Annotated in this window: 21 protein-coding genes; 12 read left to right on the forward strand and 9 right to left on the reverse strand. The window is 58.7% G+C overall.

Annotated features, from left to right (window positions below; translation table 11 throughout):
- Window positions 1-403: 403 nt before the first annotated feature.
- Window positions 404-1,264: an MBL fold metallo-hydrolase gene (locus tag R8871_RS17945; protein ID WP_175051643.1), complete on the reverse strand. Its 861-nt coding sequence runs from the start codon at window positions 1,262-1,264 to the stop codon at window positions 404-406.
- 88 nt (window positions 1,265-1,352) lie between these two features.
- On the opposite strand from R8871_RS17945, the gene R8871_RS17950 reads away from it, so the two are divergent.
- From R8871_RS17950 to R8871_RS17960, 3 genes are read left to right on the forward strand one after another with little or no spacing between them, the layout of a single operon-like run.
- Window positions 1,353-1,688 (forward strand): ArsR/SmtB family transcription factor, encoded by a 336-nt coding sequence (locus R8871_RS17950; RefSeq protein WP_175051644.1) that lies wholly within the window; start codon window positions 1,353-1,355, stop codon window positions 1,686-1,688.
- Window positions 1,685-2,119, forward strand: coding sequence for a YeeE/YedE family protein (locus tag R8871_RS17955; RefSeq protein WP_175051645.1), 435 nt, complete (start codon window positions 1,685-1,687; stop codon window positions 2,117-2,119). The genes R8871_RS17950 and R8871_RS17955 overlap by 4 nt, the downstream gene beginning before the upstream one ends.
- A gap of 1 nt (window position 2,120) precedes the next feature.
- Entirely contained in the window at window positions 2,121-2,546 is a 426-nt protein-coding gene (locus R8871_RS17960) for a YeeE/YedE family protein (protein ID WP_175051646.1), read from the forward strand.
- 615 nt (window positions 2,547-3,161) lie between these two features.
- Here the strand turns inward: R8871_RS17960 and R8871_RS17965 are convergent.
- Entirely contained in the window at window positions 3,162-3,668 is a 507-nt protein-coding gene (locus R8871_RS17965) for a DUF4822 domain-containing protein (protein WP_217468903.1), read from the reverse strand.
- 545 nt (window positions 3,669-4,213) lie between these two features.
- Window positions 4,214-4,657 carry an SMI1/KNR4 family protein gene (locus R8871_RS17970; RefSeq protein ID WP_175051647.1) on the reverse strand — a complete coding sequence of 148 codons (444 nt, stop codon included), beginning with the start codon at window positions 4,655-4,657 and terminating at the stop codon, window positions 4,214-4,216.
- Window positions 4,658-5,054: 397 nt separating this feature from the next.
- Here R8871_RS17970 and R8871_RS17975 point away from each other — a divergent pair, with 397 nt between their 5' ends.
- From R8871_RS17975 to R8871_RS17990, 4 genes are all read left to right on the forward strand, one after another.
- Window positions 5,055-5,663, forward strand: coding sequence for a TetR/AcrR family transcriptional regulator (locus R8871_RS17975; RefSeq protein WP_175051648.1), 609 nt, complete (start codon window positions 5,055-5,057; stop codon window positions 5,661-5,663).
- Window positions 5,664-5,781: 118 nt separating this feature from the next.
- Window positions 5,782-6,591, forward strand: a complete 810-nt coding sequence (locus R8871_RS17980; RefSeq protein ID WP_175051649.1) for an oxidoreductase — start codon at window positions 5,782-5,784, stop codon at window positions 6,589-6,591.
- Window positions 6,592-6,640: 49 nt separating this feature from the next.
- Window positions 6,641-7,642, forward strand: coding sequence for an NADP-dependent oxidoreductase (locus R8871_RS17985; protein WP_175051807.1), 1,002 nt, complete (start codon window positions 6,641-6,643; stop codon window positions 7,640-7,642).
- A 1,647-nt stretch (window positions 7,643-9,289) separates the two neighbouring features.
- A complete protein-coding gene (locus tag R8871_RS17990; RefSeq protein ID WP_175051808.1) occupies window positions 9,290-9,712 on the forward strand; it encodes an NUDIX domain-containing protein in 423 nt (140 codons plus the stop codon).
- 610 nt (window positions 9,713-10,322) lie between these two features.
- On the opposite strand, the gene R8871_RS17995 is transcribed toward R8871_RS17990, so the two are convergent.
- Together R8871_RS17995 and R8871_RS18000 are read right to left on the reverse strand one after the other, a co-directional pair.
- The gene (locus R8871_RS17995) at window positions 10,323-11,180 is read right to left on the reverse strand and encodes a DMT family transporter (RefSeq protein ID WP_246287612.1); all 858 of its coding nucleotides are present in this window, start codon (window positions 11,178-11,180) and stop codon (window positions 10,323-10,325) included.
- 380 nt (window positions 11,181-11,560) lie between these two features.
- Entirely contained in the window at window positions 11,561-12,682 is a 1,122-nt protein-coding gene (locus tag R8871_RS18000) for a sensor histidine kinase (protein ID WP_175051650.1), read from the reverse strand.
- A gap of 127 nt (window positions 12,683-12,809) precedes the next feature.
- On the opposite strand from R8871_RS18000, the gene R8871_RS18005 reads away from it, so the two are divergent.
- Complete coding sequence (locus tag R8871_RS18005; RefSeq protein ID WP_175051651.1) at window positions 12,810-13,190, forward strand: response regulator; 381 nt, start codon at window positions 12,810-12,812, stop codon at window positions 13,188-13,190.
- A 223-nt stretch (window positions 13,191-13,413) separates the two neighbouring features.
- Window positions 13,414-13,704, forward strand: coding sequence for a hypothetical protein (locus R8871_RS18010; protein ID WP_246287613.1), 291 nt, complete (start codon window positions 13,414-13,416; stop codon window positions 13,702-13,704).
- Between the two features lie 134 nt (window positions 13,705-13,838).
- On the opposite strand, the gene R8871_RS18015 is transcribed toward R8871_RS18010, so the two are convergent.
- From R8871_RS18015 to R8871_RS18030, 3 genes are all read right to left on the reverse strand, one after another.
- Window positions 13,839-15,362 (reverse strand): sensor domain-containing diguanylate cyclase, encoded by a 1,524-nt coding sequence (locus R8871_RS18015; RefSeq protein ID WP_407673165.1) that lies wholly within the window; start codon window positions 15,360-15,362, stop codon window positions 13,839-13,841.
- A 306-nt stretch (window positions 15,363-15,668) separates the two neighbouring features.
- Complete coding sequence (locus R8871_RS38465) at window positions 15,669-17,006, reverse strand: methyl-accepting chemotaxis protein (protein WP_246287614.1); 1,338 nt, start codon at window positions 17,004-17,006, stop codon at window positions 15,669-15,671.
- Window positions 17,007-17,500: 494 nt separating this feature from the next.
- The gene (locus tag R8871_RS18030) at window positions 17,501-18,061 is read right to left on the reverse strand and encodes a TetR/AcrR family transcriptional regulator (protein WP_175051652.1); all 561 of its coding nucleotides are present in this window, start codon (window positions 18,059-18,061) and stop codon (window positions 17,501-17,503) included.
- A 118-nt stretch (window positions 18,062-18,179) separates the two neighbouring features.
- On the opposite strand from R8871_RS18030, the gene R8871_RS18035 reads away from it, so the two are divergent.
- A complete protein-coding gene (locus tag R8871_RS18035; RefSeq protein ID WP_175051653.1) occupies window positions 18,180-18,626 on the forward strand; it encodes a VOC family protein in 447 nt (148 codons plus the stop codon).
- Window positions 18,627-18,946: 320 nt separating this feature from the next.
- Here R8871_RS18035 and R8871_RS18040 read toward each other — a convergent pair whose 3' ends face one another.
- The gene (locus R8871_RS18040; RefSeq protein WP_175051654.1) at window positions 18,947-19,852 is read right to left on the reverse strand and encodes a LysR family transcriptional regulator; all 906 of its coding nucleotides are present in this window, start codon (window positions 19,850-19,852) and stop codon (window positions 18,947-18,949) included.
- 95 nt (window positions 19,853-19,947) lie between these two features.
- On the opposite strand from R8871_RS18040, the gene R8871_RS18045 reads away from it, so the two are divergent.
- Window positions 19,948-20,898: a ketopantoate reductase family protein gene (locus R8871_RS18045; RefSeq protein ID WP_175051655.1), complete on the forward strand. Its 951-nt coding sequence runs from the start codon at window positions 19,948-19,950 to the stop codon at window positions 20,896-20,898.
- Window positions 20,895-21,287: a VOC family protein gene (locus R8871_RS18050; RefSeq protein ID WP_175051656.1), complete on the forward strand. Its 393-nt coding sequence runs from the start codon at window positions 20,895-20,897 to the stop codon at window positions 21,285-21,287. The genes R8871_RS18045 and R8871_RS18050 overlap by 4 nt, the downstream gene beginning before the upstream one ends.

Genomic DNA, 21,287 nt, shown 5'->3' on the forward strand with positions numbered 1-21,287 from the left:
GAATGCTAGATAGATCCAGGCCAAAAGTATTGAACGATCTTGCAGCGACCCGAGGTCGTGTCGGCGACGATGACACGCTTGAACCTGCACCTCAATTGTCGAGAACATCTCAACGCCAGTAACATTTCTGGTAGATCGACACCGACGAGCGGGGGCAAGCGACTTCAGCGATTGTCTCGTGCCGGCCCGGTAACAGACGTTCGCAAATCGTGCACGAACGGCTCTTGATGGCCGATCTCGGTCCGACAGCGAACTTCCGCAATCGACCCTGAGCCGACCTTCTCGGGCGAGGCCATGAACGTCCCCAATCGGTCAGATACTTGCCGTTCAGCCTTCAATCACCACTCGGCAATGTTCTCCTGAACGGTCAGAAAATTCGCGCTGTTCTGCGTAAATGCGCGCTCTACAACGCGCCGAGCGGGATTTTCAGATAACGAGTGCCGTTGTCTTCAGGCTCAGGTAATAAGCCTGCACGAATGTTGACCTGGACAGCGGGAAGAATGAGCGTGGGCATATCAAGCGTCCGGTCGCGTGCTGTGCGCATCGCGACGAACGCATCTTCCGAGTTGCCGTCATGCAGATGAATATTGCGCTTGCGCTGTTCCGCCACGGTGGTTTGCCATTGTGGTTGACGCGACTGCGGCGGGTAGTCGTGACACATATAAAGCCGGGTCTCGTCAGGTAGCGACAGCAGTTTGCGTGCTGAGCGATAAAGCGTATGCGCGTCACCACCCGGAAAATCGCACCGTGCGCTGCCTACGTCCGGCATGAACATCGTGTCACCGACAAAAACCGCGTCTCCGATCTGATACGCCACGTCAGCCGGCGTATGTCCGGGCACGTGTATGGCGTGCGCACCCAACTCGCCGATCTGGAACGTCTCGCCTGCAGCGAACAGATGATCGAACTGCTGACCGTCGTCCGGCACGTCCACACCCAGGTTAAAGACGCGCTTGAATACACCCTGCACTCCACGAATGCTTTCGCCGATGGCGATTCTTCCTCCCAGTCGTGTCCTCAGATATTGCGCGGCCGACAGATGGTCCGCGTGGGCGTGCGTTTCCAGCAGCCATTCAACTTTCAGCCCGTGTGCCTGCACAAATTCCACGACCCTGTCGGCCGATTGGGTCGAGGTACGGCCGGCCTTCGGGTCGTAGTCAAGCAGCGAATCGATCACGGCGCACGCAGAGCCATCTCCGGCGTGAACGACATAGGTAACGGTACAGGTAATCCGATCAAAGAACGCTTCCACCAGTGGTTTCATCGCACGCTCCAGTCAATACATTGAAAAACAATATATATTTTAATATACTGTAGGTCAACCTGATTGCCAGGTAGAAGGACACTGATCGATGAGTACACCGTTATCTCCCGCCGCGCGCGACGCGCTGCGGCAATCCGCGACGAAATGCTGTGCCCTTCTCAAAGCCATGGCACAGGAGGACCGTCTTTTGTTGTTGTGCCAGTTGACCGAAGGTGAACACAACGTCGGAGAGCTGGAAGCGGCGGTCGGCCTTCATCAACCGAGCCTCTCGCAGCATCTTGGCGTGCTGCGCGAAGAAGGTCTCGTCACTGCGCGGCGCGAGGGAAAGTACATCTATTACAGTCTCGCTGGCGTCGAAGTCTTGAGCATCATGCAGACGTTGTCGAATCTCTATTGCGGCAAGGTCAAAGGACGCCTGAAATGAGAATCGACTTCATCCACTTCGCGCCGCTTCCCGCCCTCGCCGGTGGCGTGCTGATCGGTCTCGCAGTAACGCTGCTTGTGCTCGGGAACGGCCGTATCGCCGGCATCAGCGGGATTCTTGGCGAACTGGTCGACACAACATCCAGCGATCATGCCTGGCGCGCTGCATTCATGCTTGGCCTCTTTGCCGCGCCCTGGATATTCAGGCTTTTCACGACACTGCCGGTTGTTACGATCGCGTCATCGCCGCCGGTGCTCGTTGTGGCCGGTCTGCTCGTTGGCATCGGCACCCGCTACGCATCCGGTTGCACCAGCGGTCACGGTGTATGCGGTCTCTCACGCGGTTCGATCCGCTCGCTTGCCGCCACCGCAACATTCATGGCAATGGGCTTTTTGACCGCTTTCGTTACCCGTCATCTGCTGGGGCTTTGACATGCTGATTCTCAACGCACTGCTGGCCGGTCTGATATTCGCCACGGGACTGATCGTTTCCGGCATGGCCAACCCTGCGAAGGTGCTGGGCTTTCTCGATATCGCAGGCAACTGGGACCCGTCACTGGCATTCGTCATGGCCGGCGCGGTCGCAGTTGGCAGTGTCGGCTTCGCGATTGCACGCAGGCTCAAGCGGAGCCTGTTCAACGCGCCCATGTCGCTGCCGGCCGCGACGCGCATTGACCGCCGCCTGCTTGCTGGCAGCGCCATGTTCGGTGCCGGCTGGGGCCTAGCAGGATTCTGCCCGGGACCGGCCCTCGTGAGCGCGGGCAGCGGCGAGTTTAAAGCGATGCTGTTCGTTATCGCCATGCTCGTTGGCATGAAGATTTTCGCTCTGGCCGAGCAACACGCTACCCAGACCAACTGACGGTAACCTCGCACACATTCGCGTGTACTGCCGCCCGATGAGTTGAACGCGAAACGTTACGGCGGCCGTCTCATATCAGCCCAAATCCGGACGGCCAAGACGCTTGTCTGGGTGGCTGCTTCTGGCCGAACTCGGCCCGGCGACGATCGGCTCAGTTCGACCCACACGAGTCAGTCGGACAATAAATTTGAGTGGCCGAAACCGGAGTTAAAGCCGACACCACCGCTCTCTCTTGTGTTGCGTCGAGCCCGCATGCATAGGATTGTCGGCCGCTGCTAAACGGAGCCTCGACTTTATTTCCGCTAACGCGTCTGGCCCCGAGTCATTGGGCCGCCAGCCAGTTCCTGCCGGCAACTATCTAATCATCGCGCTGCATCGCCATCCGACAATTCGAGCACTGATCTTTATGTCCGTTCGCTTTGCTCTACCACGCGTTGCGGACTGCTGGTTCGCTGGGGAGAACACCATTACATAAACCGCTGCTCATCTATGCCCGGTCTTCCTGCGCACGAGGCGGTCCTCTCAGCACGATGATGTAGCGTTAAATACGCCGTTTTTCGCTTGCACACAGAATTTGCACCAGAGCCACAACGCACAAGGACAATACGGCAGCAATCACGGTGTGGGATGTCGTTCACTGAGCCGAATCTTGAACGGTCCCGTATATGGGGTATGGACAACATAGATTCTGACCTGACTACCGTTCGCCATGTTTTGCGGCACGACCCTTGAGTAGGTAAATTCGTGCCGGTTCAGTATTTCCAGACGGCGCACCAGCGCGTTGCCACCCCCGTCGAAGACATTGATCTGGTAGCGCCTGTCGCCGGTTATGAAGAAGTAGCCAGCGCCGCCCTGAGTAAGCCGCGACTGTCCGGTGGCCGGGTCGAAGTATTCGAACCGGTTGCTTCCCGCGTCCCAGATCGAGATGCCCACGACGCTGGGGTAACGTTCGATCACGTTGTGGGACCGGTCATTTTCCTCATATACGGCGGTGGTCTGCCAGACCGTCGAGGTTAGCGCTTTGGGATCGATACTCTTTGCGGCAACCGGTTCGGCCTCAACGACCGGCAACGTGACCACGACGAGCGATAAAAACAAGCCGCGCATCGACAAGTGTTTCATGGGTTACTCCTCCGCGACAAGTTGTCTATTCGTAGCAGTTGCAAGACGGCATTGTGTCAACTGACCTGCGTCATTTCTCGGGCCGTGCCTGGACATGGGAGATACTTCCCGCCGGCAATGGGGGCGTCGGCGCACGGCATAGGAAAATTGCAATTGCGCGGAAGACGCTAACGCCAGGCGAATCGTTATCTACTGTCGTCCGCTAGCACGGTGTGAACCCGAACCAGACGTTTAGCCAGCGCGCTCGGTCAGCGCACTTATGCTACACGCAAATTGGTGACAGACCTTTACCGAAAGAGCGCCTGGTGAAGGCCGCATACCGTCGGGCTGCCATGCCGACGAGTCGTGCAACATTCGTGAGGTGAGGTAGCGGCTGTACTGCCAGGGTGCCACGAGTTCTGGCCGGCTCGCATCCGAAGCGGCCGTTCGCGAGGCCCGAATCAAAGGTCTCAAGTTGGCCGAACCGTGCCTGATGACGACCGGCCCAGTTCGACCCTGAGCGGCCCGCCGGGACTTCCAGGAACGGTCATTCGCGCTCGAATGCACTAGCCGCAATGACGGTTCTTGTTCGAAGAGCCGATTAGTAGGAGAAATTGGGTGAAATCGTCAGCCACCTTCCGGACAGAGCCCTTGGGATCTACGCCATCAAATGCCAGCACGGGCCATGGAGAGGTGCCCGTTAAATCAAAGGCGAAAAGCTCAAGGCCGCCATCTCCGCCGAATATAAACCAGCCTGGATAAAGACCGATTTGTCCTGGGTTGCTGGCGTCCTCAACACGATCCAGGTAAAACACGCCAAACGGATCGGGCATTGGCCCTTCTCCCCCGTTGCTGAACTCAAGAAGCTCGACGTACTCCTTGGGAAGTTCGAATCCGACCGCATCTTGAAGAGCACTGATCGCTGCTTCCGACGCCCCTTGCGCTTTGGACCATTTCTTTACGACGAAATCCTGCATCTGTGCCCCGGTCAATCTTTTCAGACTACTCATTAAAGGAGCCACGATTGTCGTGGATTGATGGCGTGATGTCGAACGACCGGAACCGGCCCGAACCCTGAAGTTCGGCCAGCGCCCGTCAGTCACCGGCTCGGTCTCGACGCGAATTTCCCTCTTCGACCCCAAGCAGCCGTTCGGTACCGCGTAGTCTATACGTCCGCCTCCGAGGCAAACCGGTCATCCAAGGGTAAGCCCAACAATAAATCGTCAGTTCGCTTGCGGTAGCCGCGAAGCGCGCGACCGCAAGACCCACCAGGCCCCACAAGACCACGGACATGAAACACCGAGCTCGGGCTCAGTGTCTTGACGCGACCTGCGCGCTGACGCTGCCTAGTGGAGGCTTAATCTGCATCGAGATTGCACCGTTCTGCAAATTGCGCCGAAGTGATATATGATGATCATCATGAAAAAGCCATCGATCAATCGGAAACCCGCCAGCCGCAAGGAAATCACACACGAGCGCATCGTCGAGGTTGCCGCGCGCGCGATTCGGCGCAGCGGCTATGACGGGACAGGCGTGGCCGACATCATGAAGGAGGCTGGTCTGACTCATGGCGGCTTCTATGCGCACTTTCCATCGCGCGAGGCGCTGCTTGCCGAAGCTGCCGATCGCGCAGGCTCTGAGGCCGTGGCCCTGTCGGAGCAAATCGCAGCGTCTGTGCCACCGGAGCAGGCATTGCCGTCGATGGTGCGCGCCTATCTGTCGAAGGAGCATCGTGAAGCCATAGAGACTGGCTGCCCGGTCTCCGCCCTTGGCTCGGAGATGCCGCGCCAAGCGCCGGTCGTGCGGCGCGCGGCCACCCGCCGCATCAAGGAGATGATCGATGTCGTTGCGCGCCAATTGCCCGATTGGGGGCAAACCGGCTCGCATGAACAGGCACTTATGATCCTTGCCACCATGGTCGGCACTATGGTGCTGGCACGCGCCGTCGACGACCCCACGCTGTCGGACAGTTTTCTTGACACCGCATTGAAAAAATTCGCACCCGCAGACGAGTAACTGCGCGTATCCGGCGTGCGTTTTTGCTGGGCCGTAAATATGATTAACATCATATTTACGGCAGAATGAATGCTCGACCAAAGACCTGAAGACCATTTCTCACTCCCCGAAGGACATCATGAAAACCGGAATAGCGCTTGTTACAGGTGCCTCTTCAGGCATCGGCGAAGCCACGGCAAACCGCCTTGCGAAGGCCGGATACAAGGTCTATGGCACGAGCCGACGCGGCGCACAAGCCGGCCAGAGGACGTTCGAGATGCTGCCACTTGACGTGACTAGCGAAGAGTCCGTCGAAGCTGCCGTCAAAGAAGTACTGCGCCTGCAGGGCCGCATCGACCTGCTGGTGAACAACGCTGGCTTCGGCGTCTCCCCTGCAGCTGCTGAAGAGAGTTCGCTTGACCAGGCTCGCGCGATCTTCGATACGAACTTCTTCGGTATCGTCCGCATGACGCGCGCCGTGCTGCCCCATATGCGGCAACAAGGCAGCGGCCGCATCATCAACATCGGCTCCGTGCTGGGTTTCTTACCCATGCCCTATATGGCGCTCTATTCCGCCACCAAGCATGCGGTCGCGGGCTACTCGGAATCGCTCGACCACGAGTTGCGCACAATGGGCATCCGGGTATCGGTTATTGAGCCCGCCTACATCAAGACGCCTTTCGACGCGAACTTCATGGCGCCGGACGTTCCCCTCGACGCGTACCGCGAAGTACGCTCGGCTGTGAATAAGCGAGTCAAAGAGGTGGTCGAGGGTGCTGACGGTCCGGAGGTCGTGGCCGAGACAGTGCTGCAGGCCGCTCTCGCGGCTCGCCCGAAGCTCCGCTATACAGCCGGCGGACTCGCCAGCCGCCTGCGTTTGCTACGCAGATTTGCGCCCGCGGGCGTGGTAGACGCCGGCATTCGCAAAGATCTGCGGCTCACAACGTAGACAGAATTACTTAACGCAACGTGAAACTGGCAAGGAACAACGAACCATGATGAAGGCATTCGTCGTCGATCGATATGGGCGCAAGAATGGTGTACGGGCCGGCGATATGCCGGTTCCGGAATTGCGTGAGGACGACGTATTGATCCAGATTCACGCCGCTGGCGTGAACCCGCTCGATTCAAAGATCAGGCATGGAGAGTTCAAGCTCATTTTGCCCTATCGTTTGCCGCTGATTCTGGGCAATGATCTGGCCGGAGTTGTTGCCCGCGTCGGATCGCGCGTGCGGCGATTCAAACCAGGCGATGAGGTCTATGCGCGACCGCACAAAGATCGGATCGGCACCTTCGCGGAATTCATTGCGGTCAGGGAAGACGGCGTAGCCCTCAAGCCCAAAACACTCACTATGGAAGAAGCGGCTTCAATCCCGCTGGTGGGCTTGACCGCCTGGCAAGCGCTGGTCGAAAAAGGGCAAGTGAAGAAAGGGCAAAAGGTACTGATACATGCCGGCTCGGGCGGCGTTGGCACCTTTGCCATTCAACTGGCCAAGCATCTGGGCGCAACAGTCGCGACGACAGCGAGCGCCGCGAATGCCGGACTGATGAAGCAACTCGGCGCCGATATCGTTATCGACTACAAGAAAGACGACTTTGCCGCCGTGCTGAAAGACTGCGACCTGGTGCTGGATACGCAGGGCGGAAAGACGCTCGAAAGATCACTGCGAGTGCTCACGGCGGGTGGGAAGCTCATCGGGATCGCCGGCCCACCCGATCCTGAATTTGCTAAACAGATGGGTGCCTCCTGGTTCCTGAAAACGGCGGTGCGCTTTCTAAGCCGTCGCATCCGAAAGGCCGCGAGACGTCATGACGTCAGCTATTCATTCCTTTTTATGCGTGCCAATGGAGACCAGCTAGGCCAGATCGCCAAGCTCATCGAGGCAGGTGCAATAAAGCCCGTGATCGATCGGGTTTTCCCATTCGAGTCAACCCGAGAGGCTTTGGGTTACGTCGAAACGAGACGTGCAAAGGGTAAGGTCGTCATCAAGATCCGATAGAAGGAGATATCTCTGTTTGTCTCCTCGCAGAGGCAACGGCGATCGTTCGACGTGAATTTCTTGCGACGTGGAACGTCACCGTCCGTTGTCGATGTGGAGCCAACCTTCAAATGTCCTCAGAATAATCAACGGGAATGCCCGCTGTTGGCCGAACCCGGTCCGACACGGACCTCGATCAATCGCAGATCGCAATCAATATGCGAACGGCATAAACCTACCCACTTCGGCCGGCCGACCTAGCGCGACCGCAACGGCTGCTCCTGAGGTGCAACCGCCATTCCTCAGTGTGTTTCGAACGACATCTGTTCATCATGGATTCAATCAGTGGACGCAGGCGCAATGTCGCTGCCACGCTTGTGGTTTTTACTACCATGTTGCAATGCGGAATGGAGCGATCTAGAATGAATTTCACGTCTCCTCCATGCTTCCCTGCATGGCTTCGGCCCGGCTCGGTTCGCGGCCGGTTCTTTTCTCTGACGCGCGCCAGATTTTCAAACGCCGGCCCCGTCTGGCGTGCCGATCGAGCGCGCGAAGGGAGGCTAAGCTACATATCCAAAGAAACAATGATGCATTGGCATGTCGGTTGTCCGTTTCCAGACTGATCACGGATAGCTGGTAGCACAGGCCCATTCCTTTATCCCGCAGTACTGCGGTGCTGCTCAAGCACAGATGCGATGACATCATGGAAATCTGCGACGAGTGCGACAAGCTTCAAGGATGTTCCGCCGACCAGTCCCGTGCCAGTGGCATGACGTTGGTCGGTATCGGTGAATGCGAAGGCGTAGTGGCAATCGAGCACTACCGTTGCAGCCGATGCGGCGCAGTTATGCACCGGCAGTTCGTGGGCAGTGCGCCGGAGCGGATCTGGAGGACCATTTATCGGGCCACTTGACGTTCTACTTTTGGGATCTCGTGACAAGGAGCTAGCGTCCCTCGACGCGCTTATCATCTCTTGGTCAAATCTTCAGTCGCAGCGAGACTGCCTTGCCGCCGCTATCGCCAGCGCGGACCGGTGACCAGCGTCGGGGAATGTCCAGGTCGCATGTCAATTAATATCGATTGCGGTTAGGCGCATGGTGATGGCAGACGCGCCCTGGCGTGCTCGACCGTCAAGACATGCAGATCAGTGGCCTTGTACGGTGTTGAAGGAGCAAACGGATCACACGAGTGTTAGCGTGACGCGCGCGCCGGCAAAATCCGCGCTCCGCCATACCTGGTAGCGCCACTTGATCGAGAACATCCATAGTCCTGACAGGTGATCTACCGACGTTTGTGACAGAGTTCGCGCCCCGCGTAGACCGCAGAAAACAGGCCGACCATGACGGCCGCTACGGCCAACGATTCATCCTGTCGTCTGGAGGGGGCCAACGACGTCGCATAAAACCAGAGGCCTATTCCGATTGCCGTCATGAACATGCCAAAGACAAGCCCCCACACCGGCCCCGCCGTATCGGGGCTTCCAAATCTGTGTGACATTTTCATCGTTATACTCCCCGTCCTGCACCGACATTTTTCCTGATTGTCGCAGCCTGTGAGTTCCACATTGGCATGCTATTGCGATAGCGTACGCGGCCAAAAAGACGTCATCAACAGGCTAAATTATCATTAGGATCTTTTCGAGTCTTGCGATCAAACGGACAGGCATCCATGAAAGAGAGGGCAACCGTTTTGTGTGTCCGAGACAACCGTATCTTGCTGGTTGCCAGGCTGAGGTCGCGATGGGCGCTTCCGGGCGGGCGAATCCGTCGAGGCGAAGCGCCTCACGAAGCTGCATTGCGTGAACTGGAGGAGGAAACGACACTCACTGCGACCGAACTGACTTACCTTTTTCAGTTCAGCGGATTCAACACACAGCACTATGCATTCTTCGCCGAGGTGGTGCATCAATCGATCGCGCAGCCAAGCAACGAAATCGCGAGATGCAAATGGTTCGCGCCCGTCAAGATCGGAACGCTTTCCACGAGTGTGCCGACCCGGGAAATCGTTGAGCTTTTCTTCCAGCACGTGGCCGCTGTGGAACTCGGCGGCTTGCGGCGGATGTCGGAGCAGGTCGTAGATGTGGCGCCATGAACTGCACATACCAATATCAAGGATTCGACATCGAAGTGGCCGTTGAGGCCGACTTCAATCGGACTGGCGGGCGCACCGCAACCGGAGAAACTGGATATGTCGCGGTGGTGAGGATCTGCAAGGCTGGCGACGCAGTAGCCGTTTTCTCCCCCTGCGTTTTGGCGAATCACAAGGTAAGCCATTTCTCAGCGAAGAAGATGCGCTCATGGGCGGTTATAGCGCGGGGCGTCGAATAGTCGATGGTCTGTTCCATTCATAGTCAGTCGATCGGCGCACAAACCGAATCGGAGCCTCGGGTGATTCACTCTTATGTTCGTTCAACGCCGAATAACTGAAGTGAGTCTATGACCGGCCGTCTTGCTACGCCTCGCGATTGTCACTTCATGGCCGAACTCTGCCAGATAGCGAGCGACTCAGTTCGACCCATTGCGGACCGCCGACCCGGCGCGGCATCTCCGGCGGCTTTCAAGGTACAACGGCCGTTCGTCGCCCCGCATAGGGAGACGGGGGTTCCGCCTTATGGAAAGCTTCGCATAAGGCCGATGAAGGAGCGTTGAAGCAGGCAAGCGCGATCGTCAGTCCCAATACATCCACGTCGTCAACCGCCCTCTTACGCCCGCCTGTCGTGCTGGGTTCCCCGAGGCACCACAACCAAGGCAATACCTCCGAGGATTGCAGCCGAGGCCAACACGATTCGGATGGTCACGCTCTCTCCAAGAAATGCGACTGCGCCGAGCGTCGCGATGACCGGCACGCTCAACTGCACCGTGGCCGCATTGCCAGCTTTCAGACTGGGCAACGCTGTGTACCAGATGGCGTAGCCAATGCCGGAGGCCACTGCGCCCGAACCCGTTGCGTACCAGAAACCGGCGCAATCAATCGAAGCGTGGGCGGACATGGCGGCGCTGAGCGCAGCGGCAAGTGGGACTGCGCGCAGGAAGTTGCCGGCCGTTACCGCGGTGGGATTTCCTGCGCCCTTGCCGCGCAACGAATAGATGCCCCAGGCGACGCCGGCGGCGAGCATAAGGACTGCGCCTCCGGGAGATGGCGCAGAGACACCTGGAAGCAGCAGCCCGGCAAGGCCTGCCAACGCGCATGTCAATCCGACCCACTGCCACCTATGGAAGCGCTCGCCCTTTCGGATACCGTAGCCGATCATCGTCGTCTGCACGGCGCCGAACAGAAGCAGGGCTCCAGTGGACGCCGGCAGGCTCAGGTATGCAAACGAGAATGCGGCCGCATAGGTGAACAGCGCCAGCGCCGACAGCCAGTTTCCGGCACCGCCCAGCCTGCCGCCCCGGAGCCGCGCTATCATCGAGAGCACGAGGGCGCCCGACGCGATACGGACCGACGTAAAACTCGCTGCATCGATGCTGGTGCCCTTGAGGGCCAGCCGGCATAGCAACGAATTCGCTGCAAACGCCACCATTGCAAGCAGCGTCAGCACAGTGACACGCACGGGCGACACAGAAATCCCCAAAAAAGCCCCGAATCTTCCGCCAGTATCCGGCCATTGCACGGCCAGTACGAGCGATGATGCTGGCGGAGCGATCCACAGCGGCGGTTGGAGCGACTGATTGTGTTTGGAAAGGCGGCACTGAATGCGATCTGATCGACCAGCGATCGTTGATGGGCGTCAGTGACCGATTGTCTCTTGTCCGGCCTCGGCCTTTTGCAATCGGCTCACGTCGACCCTGAGCTGCCGTCCAACTCAACGCGCGCCCAACGTCTGGTTCTCGGGTGTTTCAGGTCATCCCAAAATAAGGTGCTTCAGCAGTACTTTTACGGCAATGTTAAGCGCGCGAGCGAGACATTCGGATGACCGTATATTCAAGGGCATCACGAGCGCTATTGGCGACGCGGCAGGCGCACAGCAAACACGGTTTCTGTCTCATCGGATTGTGCCTCGATCTCGCCTCCATGGGCCTTGGCAATCTCTCGCGCGATATACAGACCGAGCCCCAGGTTGCCGTCGGCGTTATATGAGTCTTGTTGATTCAGGCCACGCTGAAGCGGGTCGAAGATCCGTTGCAGAGTCGTTCGATCGATGGCAGGTCCCTGGTTTCTGACCTCGAAACGAACTTTCCCTTCTTCGCCGGTCATTACCACCCGCACGGGCGCTTGGGGCGATCCGTATTTCATCGCATTCGTCACCAGGTTGCCGAGCAGCTGCTGCAATCGGCGGCCGTCCCAAACTCCCCGGCAGTCCCCTTCCACTTCCAGATCGATCTGACAGTCTGGGTGCGCTGCGCGCAACTGGTCGAGCTCGTCGGCAAGCAGTGTCTCCAGGTCGGCATCTGTCGGCGCGATATTGATCCCCAAACCCAGCCTGGTCCGATTGAAATCAAGCATATCGTTCAGAAGGGCCTGCATGCGAGCGCCGCTCCTGATCAAGCGGGATGCGGCTACGGAAACCTGCTCCCCGGCGTTCAATGCTGCCAGATACTGGGCCGTCATCAGAATAGTCTGAAGTGGGCTGCGCATGTCGTGCCCGAGCATGCCGAGCAAAAGATTGCGAGCCTGATCTACCTGCGCACTGAAAAACCCGACCGATTCGGCAAGTGCCTGGTCGATCGCCTCGTTGAACCGGATGACATCGTCCGGATGTGGTGCTTCGGGCTGACATTCATCCATCCAGAGGCGCAGGACGCTCGCGCGCAAGGCTCGGTACTCCGCAGCCAACTGGTTAATGTCGAACCCGCCTCGTGCCCGTACAAGGGCATGCGTCTGCGCAGCTGTTTCTGGAGCCCCAATCAACACAGGGGCTCGTCCCATCGACTTTTCGGCTTGCGCCTTCCTTGTCTGGGCCGTCGACAGATCCTTCGCTACGGCATGCAGAATCTGTTGCGCATGGTCTCGCAGAGCGAGCGATTTCATGTCCCCGGCTGCCGGCAATAGCGTAGCGGCGAAGCTCTCCCACTGCACCAGAATCGTTTCCATGTCGCGCAGGATGAAGTCAGCCAATCGCATGTTTACCCTCGAAGAAACGGAAACAATCAGTAGGGGCAGATCCCTGAATCTATATTACGCGCAAGTAGCCGCCTTGATTCTATCGGGTCCCTAAATTGCGTGACATAGGGCAACCTACAGGAACCCAATGTCCACTGCGAAAGCCGAGCGCTTACTCATCGCGGACGACGACCCGGACCTGGTCAATGCCTACGTGCTGTTCTTCGAGGCTTACGGTTACGACATTCGAACAGCAATAGACGGTCCAGGCGCGCTCGCGATTTACTGCGTCTGGCGTCCCGACGTGGTGATGCTCGATATCCAGATGCCCACTATGGACGGTCACGCGGTTGCGAAAGAGATCCGGCGCATGGGCGCCCTTCCGCGCCCGTTGCTGCTGGCGGTAACCGCACTACATGGCCCCTACGAAAGAATCCAATCGTTCAGAGCAGGTTTCGATCACCATTTTGTTAAACCTGCCCAACTACCGTCGATTCTGGCTGCAATATCCGACCACCCATCCATTTGAGACGGAACGTTTTAGGGTAAATCGCAAGCTGCGTCGCGCGACTGCTTGCGACGGACATCTGACCGACCGCATGCCCGGCCCAGGCGTTTCGTAAGTGCATAGTCGGTCTGGATGATGGCGGCTGTTGGCGAAAATGCTGCGTGCAACGCGCGGAAAATTTGGACCACTGCCGGTACGTTGTATCGGTGATAGTGACTCGTCAGAAATAGAGCGGGAGAGCTGGATGGCAAAGAAAACTATCTCCGGTGCCGCGATGGCGCTGGGCCGTATGACATACATGCTGGAACTGGTAAGGGGTAGTTCGTATATCGCCAGTACGCGCAAACCGGAAACGTTGAACGGTGCAATCGCTGAAGTGCTTGAGGGGTTCTGCCAATTGCATGGCGTGCCGGGATTAGGCGTTTTCCAGGAGATCCTCGCACAGGACGTCGAGCGACGGGGTAATCAGGGCGCCGCTTCCGCTGTGCGCAGTTTTAGTCCAGAAAAGTGGGCGAAGCGGACATCCACGTCCTGACATTAACCGACTTTTGATGGCCGAACTCAGTCGGATGGTGACCGGCTCAGTTCGCCCCCAATCGGCCGGTCGCGATTCTTCCATGACTGAACGCTCGGACGTCAGACTGAGACAGGCACAGTCAACGAGTGCAATCAGTTCTGCGGCTGAGGCGATGCAGCAGTATCGTCTGCGGAGACGACAGCGTTCCTTCCACTCCTTTTGGCCGCGTACAGCGCCAGATCAGCTGAATTCGTCAATTCATCCAGTGACGATGGAAGTGAGCGTCGACCGGTCGCGCACCCAATACTAACCGTGAACGGCGGAATTGCCCCGGATGGTACTGTCGGTCGCCCATGCTCAACTTCCTGACGTATAGCTTCAGCGATCTGAGCCGCTCCCGTTTTGTCCGTATCGGGCAGCACGACAACAAACTCTTCCCCGCCGTATCGTGCGGCGAGATCGCCATGACGACGCACGTGTCGATTGATGCATTCCGCGAGATGTTTCAGCGCAATGTCACCTTGAGCGTGACCATGCCTGTCGTTGTACTGTTTGAAGTTGTCCGCATCGACGAACAGCAGCGACAAGGAACCATCGCCGCGTTGCAGTCTTCGCCACTCGTTTTCGAGGACCTCGTCGAGGGCGCGGCGGTTCCTGAGCCCTGTCAGCGGATCGGTTTGCGTTAGCTCGGTAAGCAGCACCTGAGTCTTTGCGTGGTCCCGCAGCGCAAAAGCAAGGAGCCAGACCACCGTGCAGAACGCAAGGCTAACCGACGAGGCTGAAACTCCGACAATCCATGACAGTCGCTTCCAGGACGACAGCACGTCGATTTCCGCCGGCGCGACAACGGCGATGAGCGGCGTCCCGGGAACACGTTGAAATGTATACAGGCGCAGGACCCCGTCCGAGATCGAGGGCGCAGAATAGAACCCGGAATCATGGTTCACCATACGCGGAAACGTCGGTGAGTTACCCAGATTGACCAGCCTTGCCTGGCTGATTGGGGGATTTCTGGCCACCAGCGTACCGTCTGTACGAACGATCGCAGTGATGCCGTTTGGCCCCACGTTCAGTTTTGCAAGAAGTCGTTTAAAGTATTCGACGTCAATGGCAACAATCGCTACTCCGCCGAATGACCCGTCGGGCTGGCTCACCCTTCTCGTCATCGCAATTGACTGCGCGCCAGGCCGCGACCGTGCCCGGTAGACTGATGACACATACAGTCCGACATTCGCCGACTGGCGATGAGCAATGAAGTAATCCCGGTCGCTGAAATCCCAAATATGGGAACTGGAGCAGCAGCCGTCGATTAGTCGTCCCTTGTTATCCGTCACCCCCATACCGGTAACGTACTCGGCAGCGGTCCGGTCAAACAGCAATTCGTGACGCAGGTCCGGGTCCAGAGCCTGGACGGCCGGCTTATCCAGCGCGGCAATCAAGGCACGAAGTGAATTGTCTGACGTTTCAATCGTCCGGGCGATGTTGCTGACCAGAACGGCGGTAACGTTTCTGGACGTTTCATGAGCATGTTCGACAGCGGCGTCACGAGAGGCCAGAAGTGTGACCAAACTGATTGCCATCACGCCTAATGCCATCAGGCTACCTAGTGCACCGACAATCAAAGGATGTCGGCCTGCGAGAACAGCCAGTCTTCCGGTGGTTATGGAAAGAGACACGGTAATGCTCTAATGGTTGCACCCGGTCTTAACAACGTTGTCTCATAGTCGCAGCGGTAGAGTCGTGTTGGGGTAAACGGATTCAGCGTCGAAGAATTGCCAAGGTTTCGCGGATAGCCGATGACCCGGTTAACGGCAGCGTCCGAAAAAAATGGACCCTCGGGTCCATACGGTGGGCAATTTTTCTGCTGCACCTGAAGCACGGTCCTTCTTCCGAACGGCGGGGTAGTTTGGCGCCTCGCGCGGTCCTTCGGCTAAGGCACGTCACGGACTCTAGCTTGCAGAGCACGGCCAGATACTATGACCTCACGCCGAAAGAAAACGTGGCATTTGACGATTGGCGGCGGATGCCTGTCCATCTAGTACCAGCGAAGCGGAACTGGCATCCAGACGAAAGAACGAAATAGCCGCATTAAGTTGCCGCCCCTGGTCTTCGAGCGACTTGGATGCGGCCGCCGCTTCCTCCACCAGCGCAGCGTTCTGCTGCGCGACCTCGTCCATCTGCGTGATCGACTGGTTGACCTGTTCGATGCCCCTGCTTTGTTCCGTCGACGCGGCGGCGATTTCACCCATGATGTCGGTCACCCGCGCGACGGCCTGCGTGACCTCCGACATCGTCTTTCCCGCCTGATTCGCGAGTAATGATCCATCGTGGATTTTCTGGACGGACGCGTTGATCAGATCCTTGATTTCCTTCGCCGCGCTCGACGAACGCTGCGCAAGGCTGCGCACCTCGCTTGCAACCACCGCGAACCCGCGGCCCTGCTCCCCTGCCCGCGCCGCTTCCACCGCCGCGTTCAGCGCCAGGATATTGGTCTGGAACGCGATCCCTTCAATAATTCCCGTGATCTCCGCGATCTTGGTCGAACTCGTGCTGATCTCGCCCATCGTACCGACTACCTGACTCACTACCTCGTTGCCCTTTAGCGCCACTTCGGACGCGTTGGCGGAGAGCGAGCTTGCCTGCTGAGCGTTTTCGGCGTTCTGCTCGAGCCGCGTGAGGTTGCGCTTCCAGCGTCTGAGCGCCATCGCGAGCAGCAGCGCCAGCGCCACGATGATCGCGAGCACGCTTGCGAGGAAAGTCGCGGCCCGCTCCCCATACGGCCCAAGCGGCGGCCGCGCGCGAGTGAGCATCCAGGCGAACAGGCCGGCATGACGCGGAACCGGACAGGCGACGGCCACTACCGCGTCGGCGCCTCCAGAGACGACGTCGGCACGCATCTGACCGGTGCTGACCACGTTTCGCAGCGTGCGAAGAATGAGCGGCGTCTCAGCCTCGGGTATATCGCGTTTGACACCGCTACCTTCGTAGGTGGGAAACGCGTAGGCGAGAAAACCGCTCGGTGCACCGGGCGCGGAAGCGGAAGTCCAGAACCCGCCTTCGATACCCTCCGTGCGGATCAGGATGAGGTCGAGCACGGCGTGCATGAGATCGACATTCGTTTCGCCCGGCCGCTGCACCGACATGTCGTCGCGCGACGCGACCGCCGCGCAGGCCGTGGCGGCCTGCTGCTTCGCATCGGCGACGCGCTCCCCGAGTGCCGACGACAGCATCAGCCACACGCTTGCGGTCAGCAGGCTGCACAGTACGGCGATAAGGATCCACAGCGCGTAAAGCTGGGTGGAAAACGAAGGTCTCGGCATGAGGAGCCTGCAAGGAAACTGGGGCGGGACTTCGGCGGCCAAGATTCATACCTGAGGGATGAGCGACGGTACTCCCGGCGCCAGCCAGCCCCGACGATGCGACGGTCGGTCGCTTCATCGTAGCGGCTGCTGAGTAGGTCTCGCCCCAAAGTCAAAGATCCGAACGATAACAGGACAGGAACTGTTGGAAGAGTCGAGTGACCGATCGCCTTGGGGCTCGATGCGGACGCTCGGCAACTCAGGACCAGTGGCCGTTCCTGGCCGAACTGAGCCGGTCACCATCCGGCCAGGTTCGGCCATGAAGGGACACTCGATTACGCGACCTGCATTGTCAACAATCGACCTTCATTTCGCTGGCAACACTGCGTTCGCGTCCCGGTTTGCGAAGGACTCTTGGCGCTCGAAATTAAGACCCGCCCTTCCTATCAGAACTGCCCGCCAGAATTGGGCGATCGTCGCGCTCATCGTTGACCTTCTGATTCTCCGAGCGGGCGCTATGCGGGTCTATCCAACGCCGCAAGGACGACTTTGCGCGCGTGGAGCAGGACAGATTTGAGCTCGTCTGAGGAGACCTCTGCAAACCCGAGTCCTCGGAGCAGAAAGATACCTTCAACAGCCAGCAGTGCGTGACGTACTTCCGCAACCCCGCCATGTTCGGATCGAAGCGGATCGAGCAGTGCATGGTAAAGGTTTCGGACCGGCCCCAGCATGTCAGGCGCGTGCACCAGGGCGGTTACGAGAAAAGCCGCCATTTGCGTCGAGGCGTCGTCCTCGTCCAGTGCTTCCTCGATATGCGCGAGGACCAATTCGACCGGCCCAGTTGGCCCGCTGCCAAGTCGCCGACACACTGCCTCCTGAAACCGAGCAATTTCTCGTTCTAGCGCAGCGTGTATCAATCCATCCTTAGTTGCAAAGCTATAGACGAGACCGCCCTTGCTGATTCCTGCGCGCTCGGCGACGGCATCGAGCGTGAAATTTCGGCCGCCAGATTCGAGGATTACGGCCTCGGCTGCATCTAAAACCCTGTCTTTGTCGATTTCCTTTTTTCGCGTCACAACAACCCCTTGCTTTTCTGACTGGCCAGTCGGATAATATTTTCGACTGGCCAGTCAGATTAGCGCAGCGACGCTCGCGGCGCAAGATTGTTTCTCAGCTAACTCTCTGGGGTACGTTATGAACGAACATGAACAGGAAGATCTATTGCCTGCCGTGACCCTTGGTCACTTTGTTATGAAAGTGCAAGATGCCGAGGCGAGCTATCGCTTTTATATTGGTTTAGGCCTGCGCGCATTCGGCACCTTTCCAGGAATGGGGGTCGTTGAAATGCGTGGTGGCACGCATTTGCTGCTGTTCCAAAAGGGCGATGATCAGGCTGGCGCTTTGCTGAACAGTCAGAATGGCCAGAGGCCTGATTTCAGCAGCGAAAAAATAGACCTGATGATCGCGGGGCGTACAAAAGCGGATCTGGAATCCTACAGGGTCGGCCTGATCTGTAAAGGATATTCACCGTCAGCTATCGCGGATGGCGAACTATACGGTCACCACTATTTCTCGATGCAGGATCCCGATGGCAATGGCATCAGTTTCTATACCAGCCACTGCAGCGATAAGCCCGTTTGATATTACAGCTGGCTAGTCGCGCAGCATCCGCCCATTTCGCTTTATTTCTCCTCACCTAACCCGCGCTCGGCGTCTCGCCTTATCAACGTAGAACGGCCGCTTCCTGGGGACCTGAAGGGCCGTAAGGGGTCGGGTACGGAAGTTCGGCGCAGGTCGGTGACCAGCGTCGTGGGCCGGTATTTGTTTGTCTCAATTCGACCTCGAGCGGTCGATCGATCTGCTGAAATCGGAGGTCTGTTTTTAAAGTGAAGCAGACCTCCGCTCACACGCCGGCGCATCGAAAATAGATCGATTCGAGAGCCTTCGAGGTATGCGCCTGATTAGTCCGAGGCTCCAAACAATTGCACCATCAGGCCACGCAGCCAACGGTTGCCCGCTTCGTGGTGATATCTGGCGTGCCAGTGCTGTCGAACCGCGAAACCATCCACAGGAACCGGGCACGGGTGGACCGCCAGATCATTGACCTTTGCAAGCGTCTCACCGATGTGTCGCGGCAGCGTGGCGATCAGGTCGGTACTCTTGATGATCGCTCCGAGCCCGAGGAAGCCAGGTAACTCCAGCACCACGTCGCGATCGATATGCTCACGCACCAGCGCCTGTTCGAGCAGTTGCGCTCCCGTCCCAGCCGTGATCGCGACATGTCCCTCAGTGCGATAGTGCTTCAGGCCGAGTTTGGCGCCTAACCTTGGGTGACGGCGATTCGCCAGACAGACCCAGTCCTGGGTGTATAGCTGCTGCTGGTAAATTCCACCGCCAAGCCAGGGCACATGGCCGATCACAAGATCGGCCTCACCGGATTCCAGCGCCCGTTCCGTATTGCCGTCAATCCTCGTCGCTTCCAGGCGTACGCCCGGCGCCTGCGCGCGCACGTGCGCCAGCATTCGTGGAAGCAGCGTTATGTGGCTGGCGTCGCTCATGCAGATACGGAACCGCCGCTTCGCGGTGGCTGGATCGAACGCGATCTCCCAGGCCGCGAAACGCCGCAGCGATTCGAGAATCTCCCGACACGGACCGATCAGGGCATCGGCTTGCGGCGTCGGCGCCATGCCGCCCGGTGTACGTATGAACAACGGGTCCTTTAGATGCTCCCGCAGACGCCCGAGCCAGATGCTAATTGTCGGCTGACTTTGTCCGAGCTGCTCGGCCACACGTGTGACGCTGCGGACGTCGTACAGGAGGTCGAAAAGCTGCAGTAGCTTCAGATCAGGAAGTTCGGTCGAGTTCATAGCAATATTGTCTATGGCAATGACATCATTGTATCCATTGAATTGCGCGAATGAACGCCCGCTCGTATCTTGTTCACCATGTTAAGGAGACAGTGGTGAAGATTGCGATTCTGGGTGCGGGGGCGCTGGGCTGTGCCATTGGGGCGGCGCTGACCGAAGGCGGCAACGAGGTCTGGTTGCTGAACCGTTCGCTAGTGCATGTCGAGGCGATGAGGCGCAATGGTCTACAGGTGGACCATGCGAATGGCTCCCGTCGCGTGAAGGTCCGCGCGGCAACGCAGGCGACCGAGGCCGGTGTTGTCGATCTGGTCGTCGTGCTGGTCAAATCATTTCATACCGATGCAGCGATGCGCGGCGCACTGGAGCTGATCGGACCCGAAACGCTGGTCCTGTCGTTGCAGAACGGCCTGGGGCACGAAGATGTGCTCGCCGGCATCGTGGGACGCGAGCGCGTGCTGGCTGGCAAGACGTACGTTGGCGGCGTGATGCGCAACCCGGGCCACATCGAGTCAGGCGTTACCGGCAAGGCCACCTACATCGGCGAACTCGACGGCCGGATTACCTCCCGCGCGACGGCGCTCGCCGAAACCTTCAACGCCGCCGGACTGGCCACCACGGTCAGCGACAACATCGTCGGCACGATGTGGGACAAGTTGCTGGTCAATGTCGCGACTGGCGCGCTGACCGGTATCACCGGCCTCACGTACGGCCAACTCTACGACGAAGCGCTTCTGAAGACGACCGCGCTCGCAGCGGTCGCCGAGGCGATGGCGGTCGCGCACGCAGCCGGTGTGAAGCTCTCCACCACTGATCCCGAACGCCCGTGGACGCTCGCCGGAGAAGGACTCTCCCCCGCCTTCAAGACCTCGATGTTGCAAAGCCTCGAGAAGGGCTCCATCACCGAAATCGACTTTATCAACGGCGCGGTTGTGCGCTGGGGACAACGGCACGGCGTGCCGACCCCGGTCAACGCGACGCTGGTCGCCTGCATCAAGGGCATCGAGCGTGCCATGACCGACCGACAACATAAGGAGACAACCACATGAACGGCAGCAAGGCCTATCTGGAGCACGTCGCCATCTGGGTGAAAGATATTCACTGGCATATCCGTTTTTTCGAAGACGTGCTCGGCATGACGATGCGCGAAGTCGACGGCACGGTCGACGAACCCCGGCAGTACTGGACGCTCGGCGGTCTGCAATTCATCCATAACCCGAACCATGACGCGCCTGAAGGCCGGCTCGGCCATCTCGGCGTGATGTGCGAAGACATGGAGGCGGCGCTCGCCGCCGCGCATCGATACGACGTCAGCGAAATGCCGCAGGGACGCAACTGGTTGCGCCTGCCGGACGGACTCGCCGTCGAGCTGATCCAGGCCAAGCCAGCCTCGTGCGTGGCGCGTGCACTGGACATCAACCCGCGCGCGGAGGCGTGA

Origin of the sequence: Paraburkholderia sediminicola, from assembly GCF_902859805.1 — a bacterium.
GTDB lineage: Bacteria > Pseudomonadota > Gammaproteobacteria > Burkholderiales > Burkholderiaceae > Paraburkholderia > Paraburkholderia sediminicola.

What these genes read in the sequence shown, in the direction of transcription:
- R8871_RS17945 (WP_175051643.1), bottom strand. Translation starts at nt 1,264, where the DNA reads ATGAAACCACTGGTGGAAGCGTTCTTTGATCGGATTACCTGTACCGTT.
- R8871_RS17950 (WP_175051644.1), top strand. Translation starts at nt 1,353, where the DNA reads ATGAGTACACCGTTATCTCCCGCCGCGCGCGACGCGCTGCGGCAATCC.
- R8871_RS17955 (WP_175051645.1), top strand. Translation starts at nt 1,685, where the DNA reads ATGAGAATCGACTTCATCCACTTCGCGCCGCTTCCCGCCCTCGCCGGT.
- R8871_RS17960 (WP_175051646.1), top strand. Translation starts at nt 2,121, where the DNA reads ATGCTGATTCTCAACGCACTGCTGGCCGGTCTGATATTCGCCACGGGA.
- R8871_RS17965 (WP_217468903.1), bottom strand. Translation starts at nt 3,668, where the DNA reads ATGAAACACTTGTCGATGCGCGGCTTGTTTTTATCGCTCGTCGTGGTC.
- R8871_RS17970 (WP_175051647.1), bottom strand. Translation starts at nt 4,657, where the DNA reads ATGAGTAGTCTGAAAAGATTGACCGGGGCACAGATGCAGGATTTCGTC.
- R8871_RS17975 (WP_175051648.1), top strand. Translation starts at nt 5,055, where the DNA reads ATGATGATCATCATGAAAAAGCCATCGATCAATCGGAAACCCGCCAGC.
- R8871_RS17980 (WP_175051649.1), top strand. Translation starts at nt 5,782, where the DNA reads ATGAAAACCGGAATAGCGCTTGTTACAGGTGCCTCTTCAGGCATCGGC.
- R8871_RS17985 (WP_175051807.1), top strand. Translation starts at nt 6,641, where the DNA reads ATGAAGGCATTCGTCGTCGATCGATATGGGCGCAAGAATGGTGTACGG.
- R8871_RS17990 (WP_175051808.1), top strand. Translation starts at nt 9,290, where the DNA reads ATGAAAGAGAGGGCAACCGTTTTGTGTGTCCGAGACAACCGTATCTTG.
- R8871_RS18000 (WP_175051650.1), bottom strand. Translation starts at nt 12,682, where the DNA reads ATGCGATTGGCTGACTTCATCCTGCGCGACATGGAAACGATTCTGGTG.
- R8871_RS18005 (WP_175051651.1), top strand. Translation starts at nt 12,810, where the DNA reads ATGTCCACTGCGAAAGCCGAGCGCTTACTCATCGCGGACGACGACCCG.
- R8871_RS18010 (WP_246287613.1), top strand. Translation starts at nt 13,414, where the DNA reads ATGGCAAAGAAAACTATCTCCGGTGCCGCGATGGCGCTGGGCCGTATG.
- R8871_RS38465 (WP_246287614.1), bottom strand. Translation starts at nt 17,006, where the DNA reads ATGCCGAGACCTTCGTTTTCCACCCAGCTTTACGCGCTGTGGATCCTT.
- R8871_RS18035 (WP_175051653.1), top strand. Translation starts at nt 18,180, where the DNA reads ATGAACGAACATGAACAGGAAGATCTATTGCCTGCCGTGACCCTTGGT.
- R8871_RS18040 (WP_175051654.1), bottom strand. Translation starts at nt 19,852, where the DNA reads ATGAACTCGACCGAACTTCCTGATCTGAAGCTACTGCAGCTTTTCGAC.
- R8871_RS18050 (WP_175051656.1), top strand. Translation starts at nt 20,895, where the DNA reads ATGAACGGCAGCAAGGCCTATCTGGAGCACGTCGCCATCTGGGTGAAA.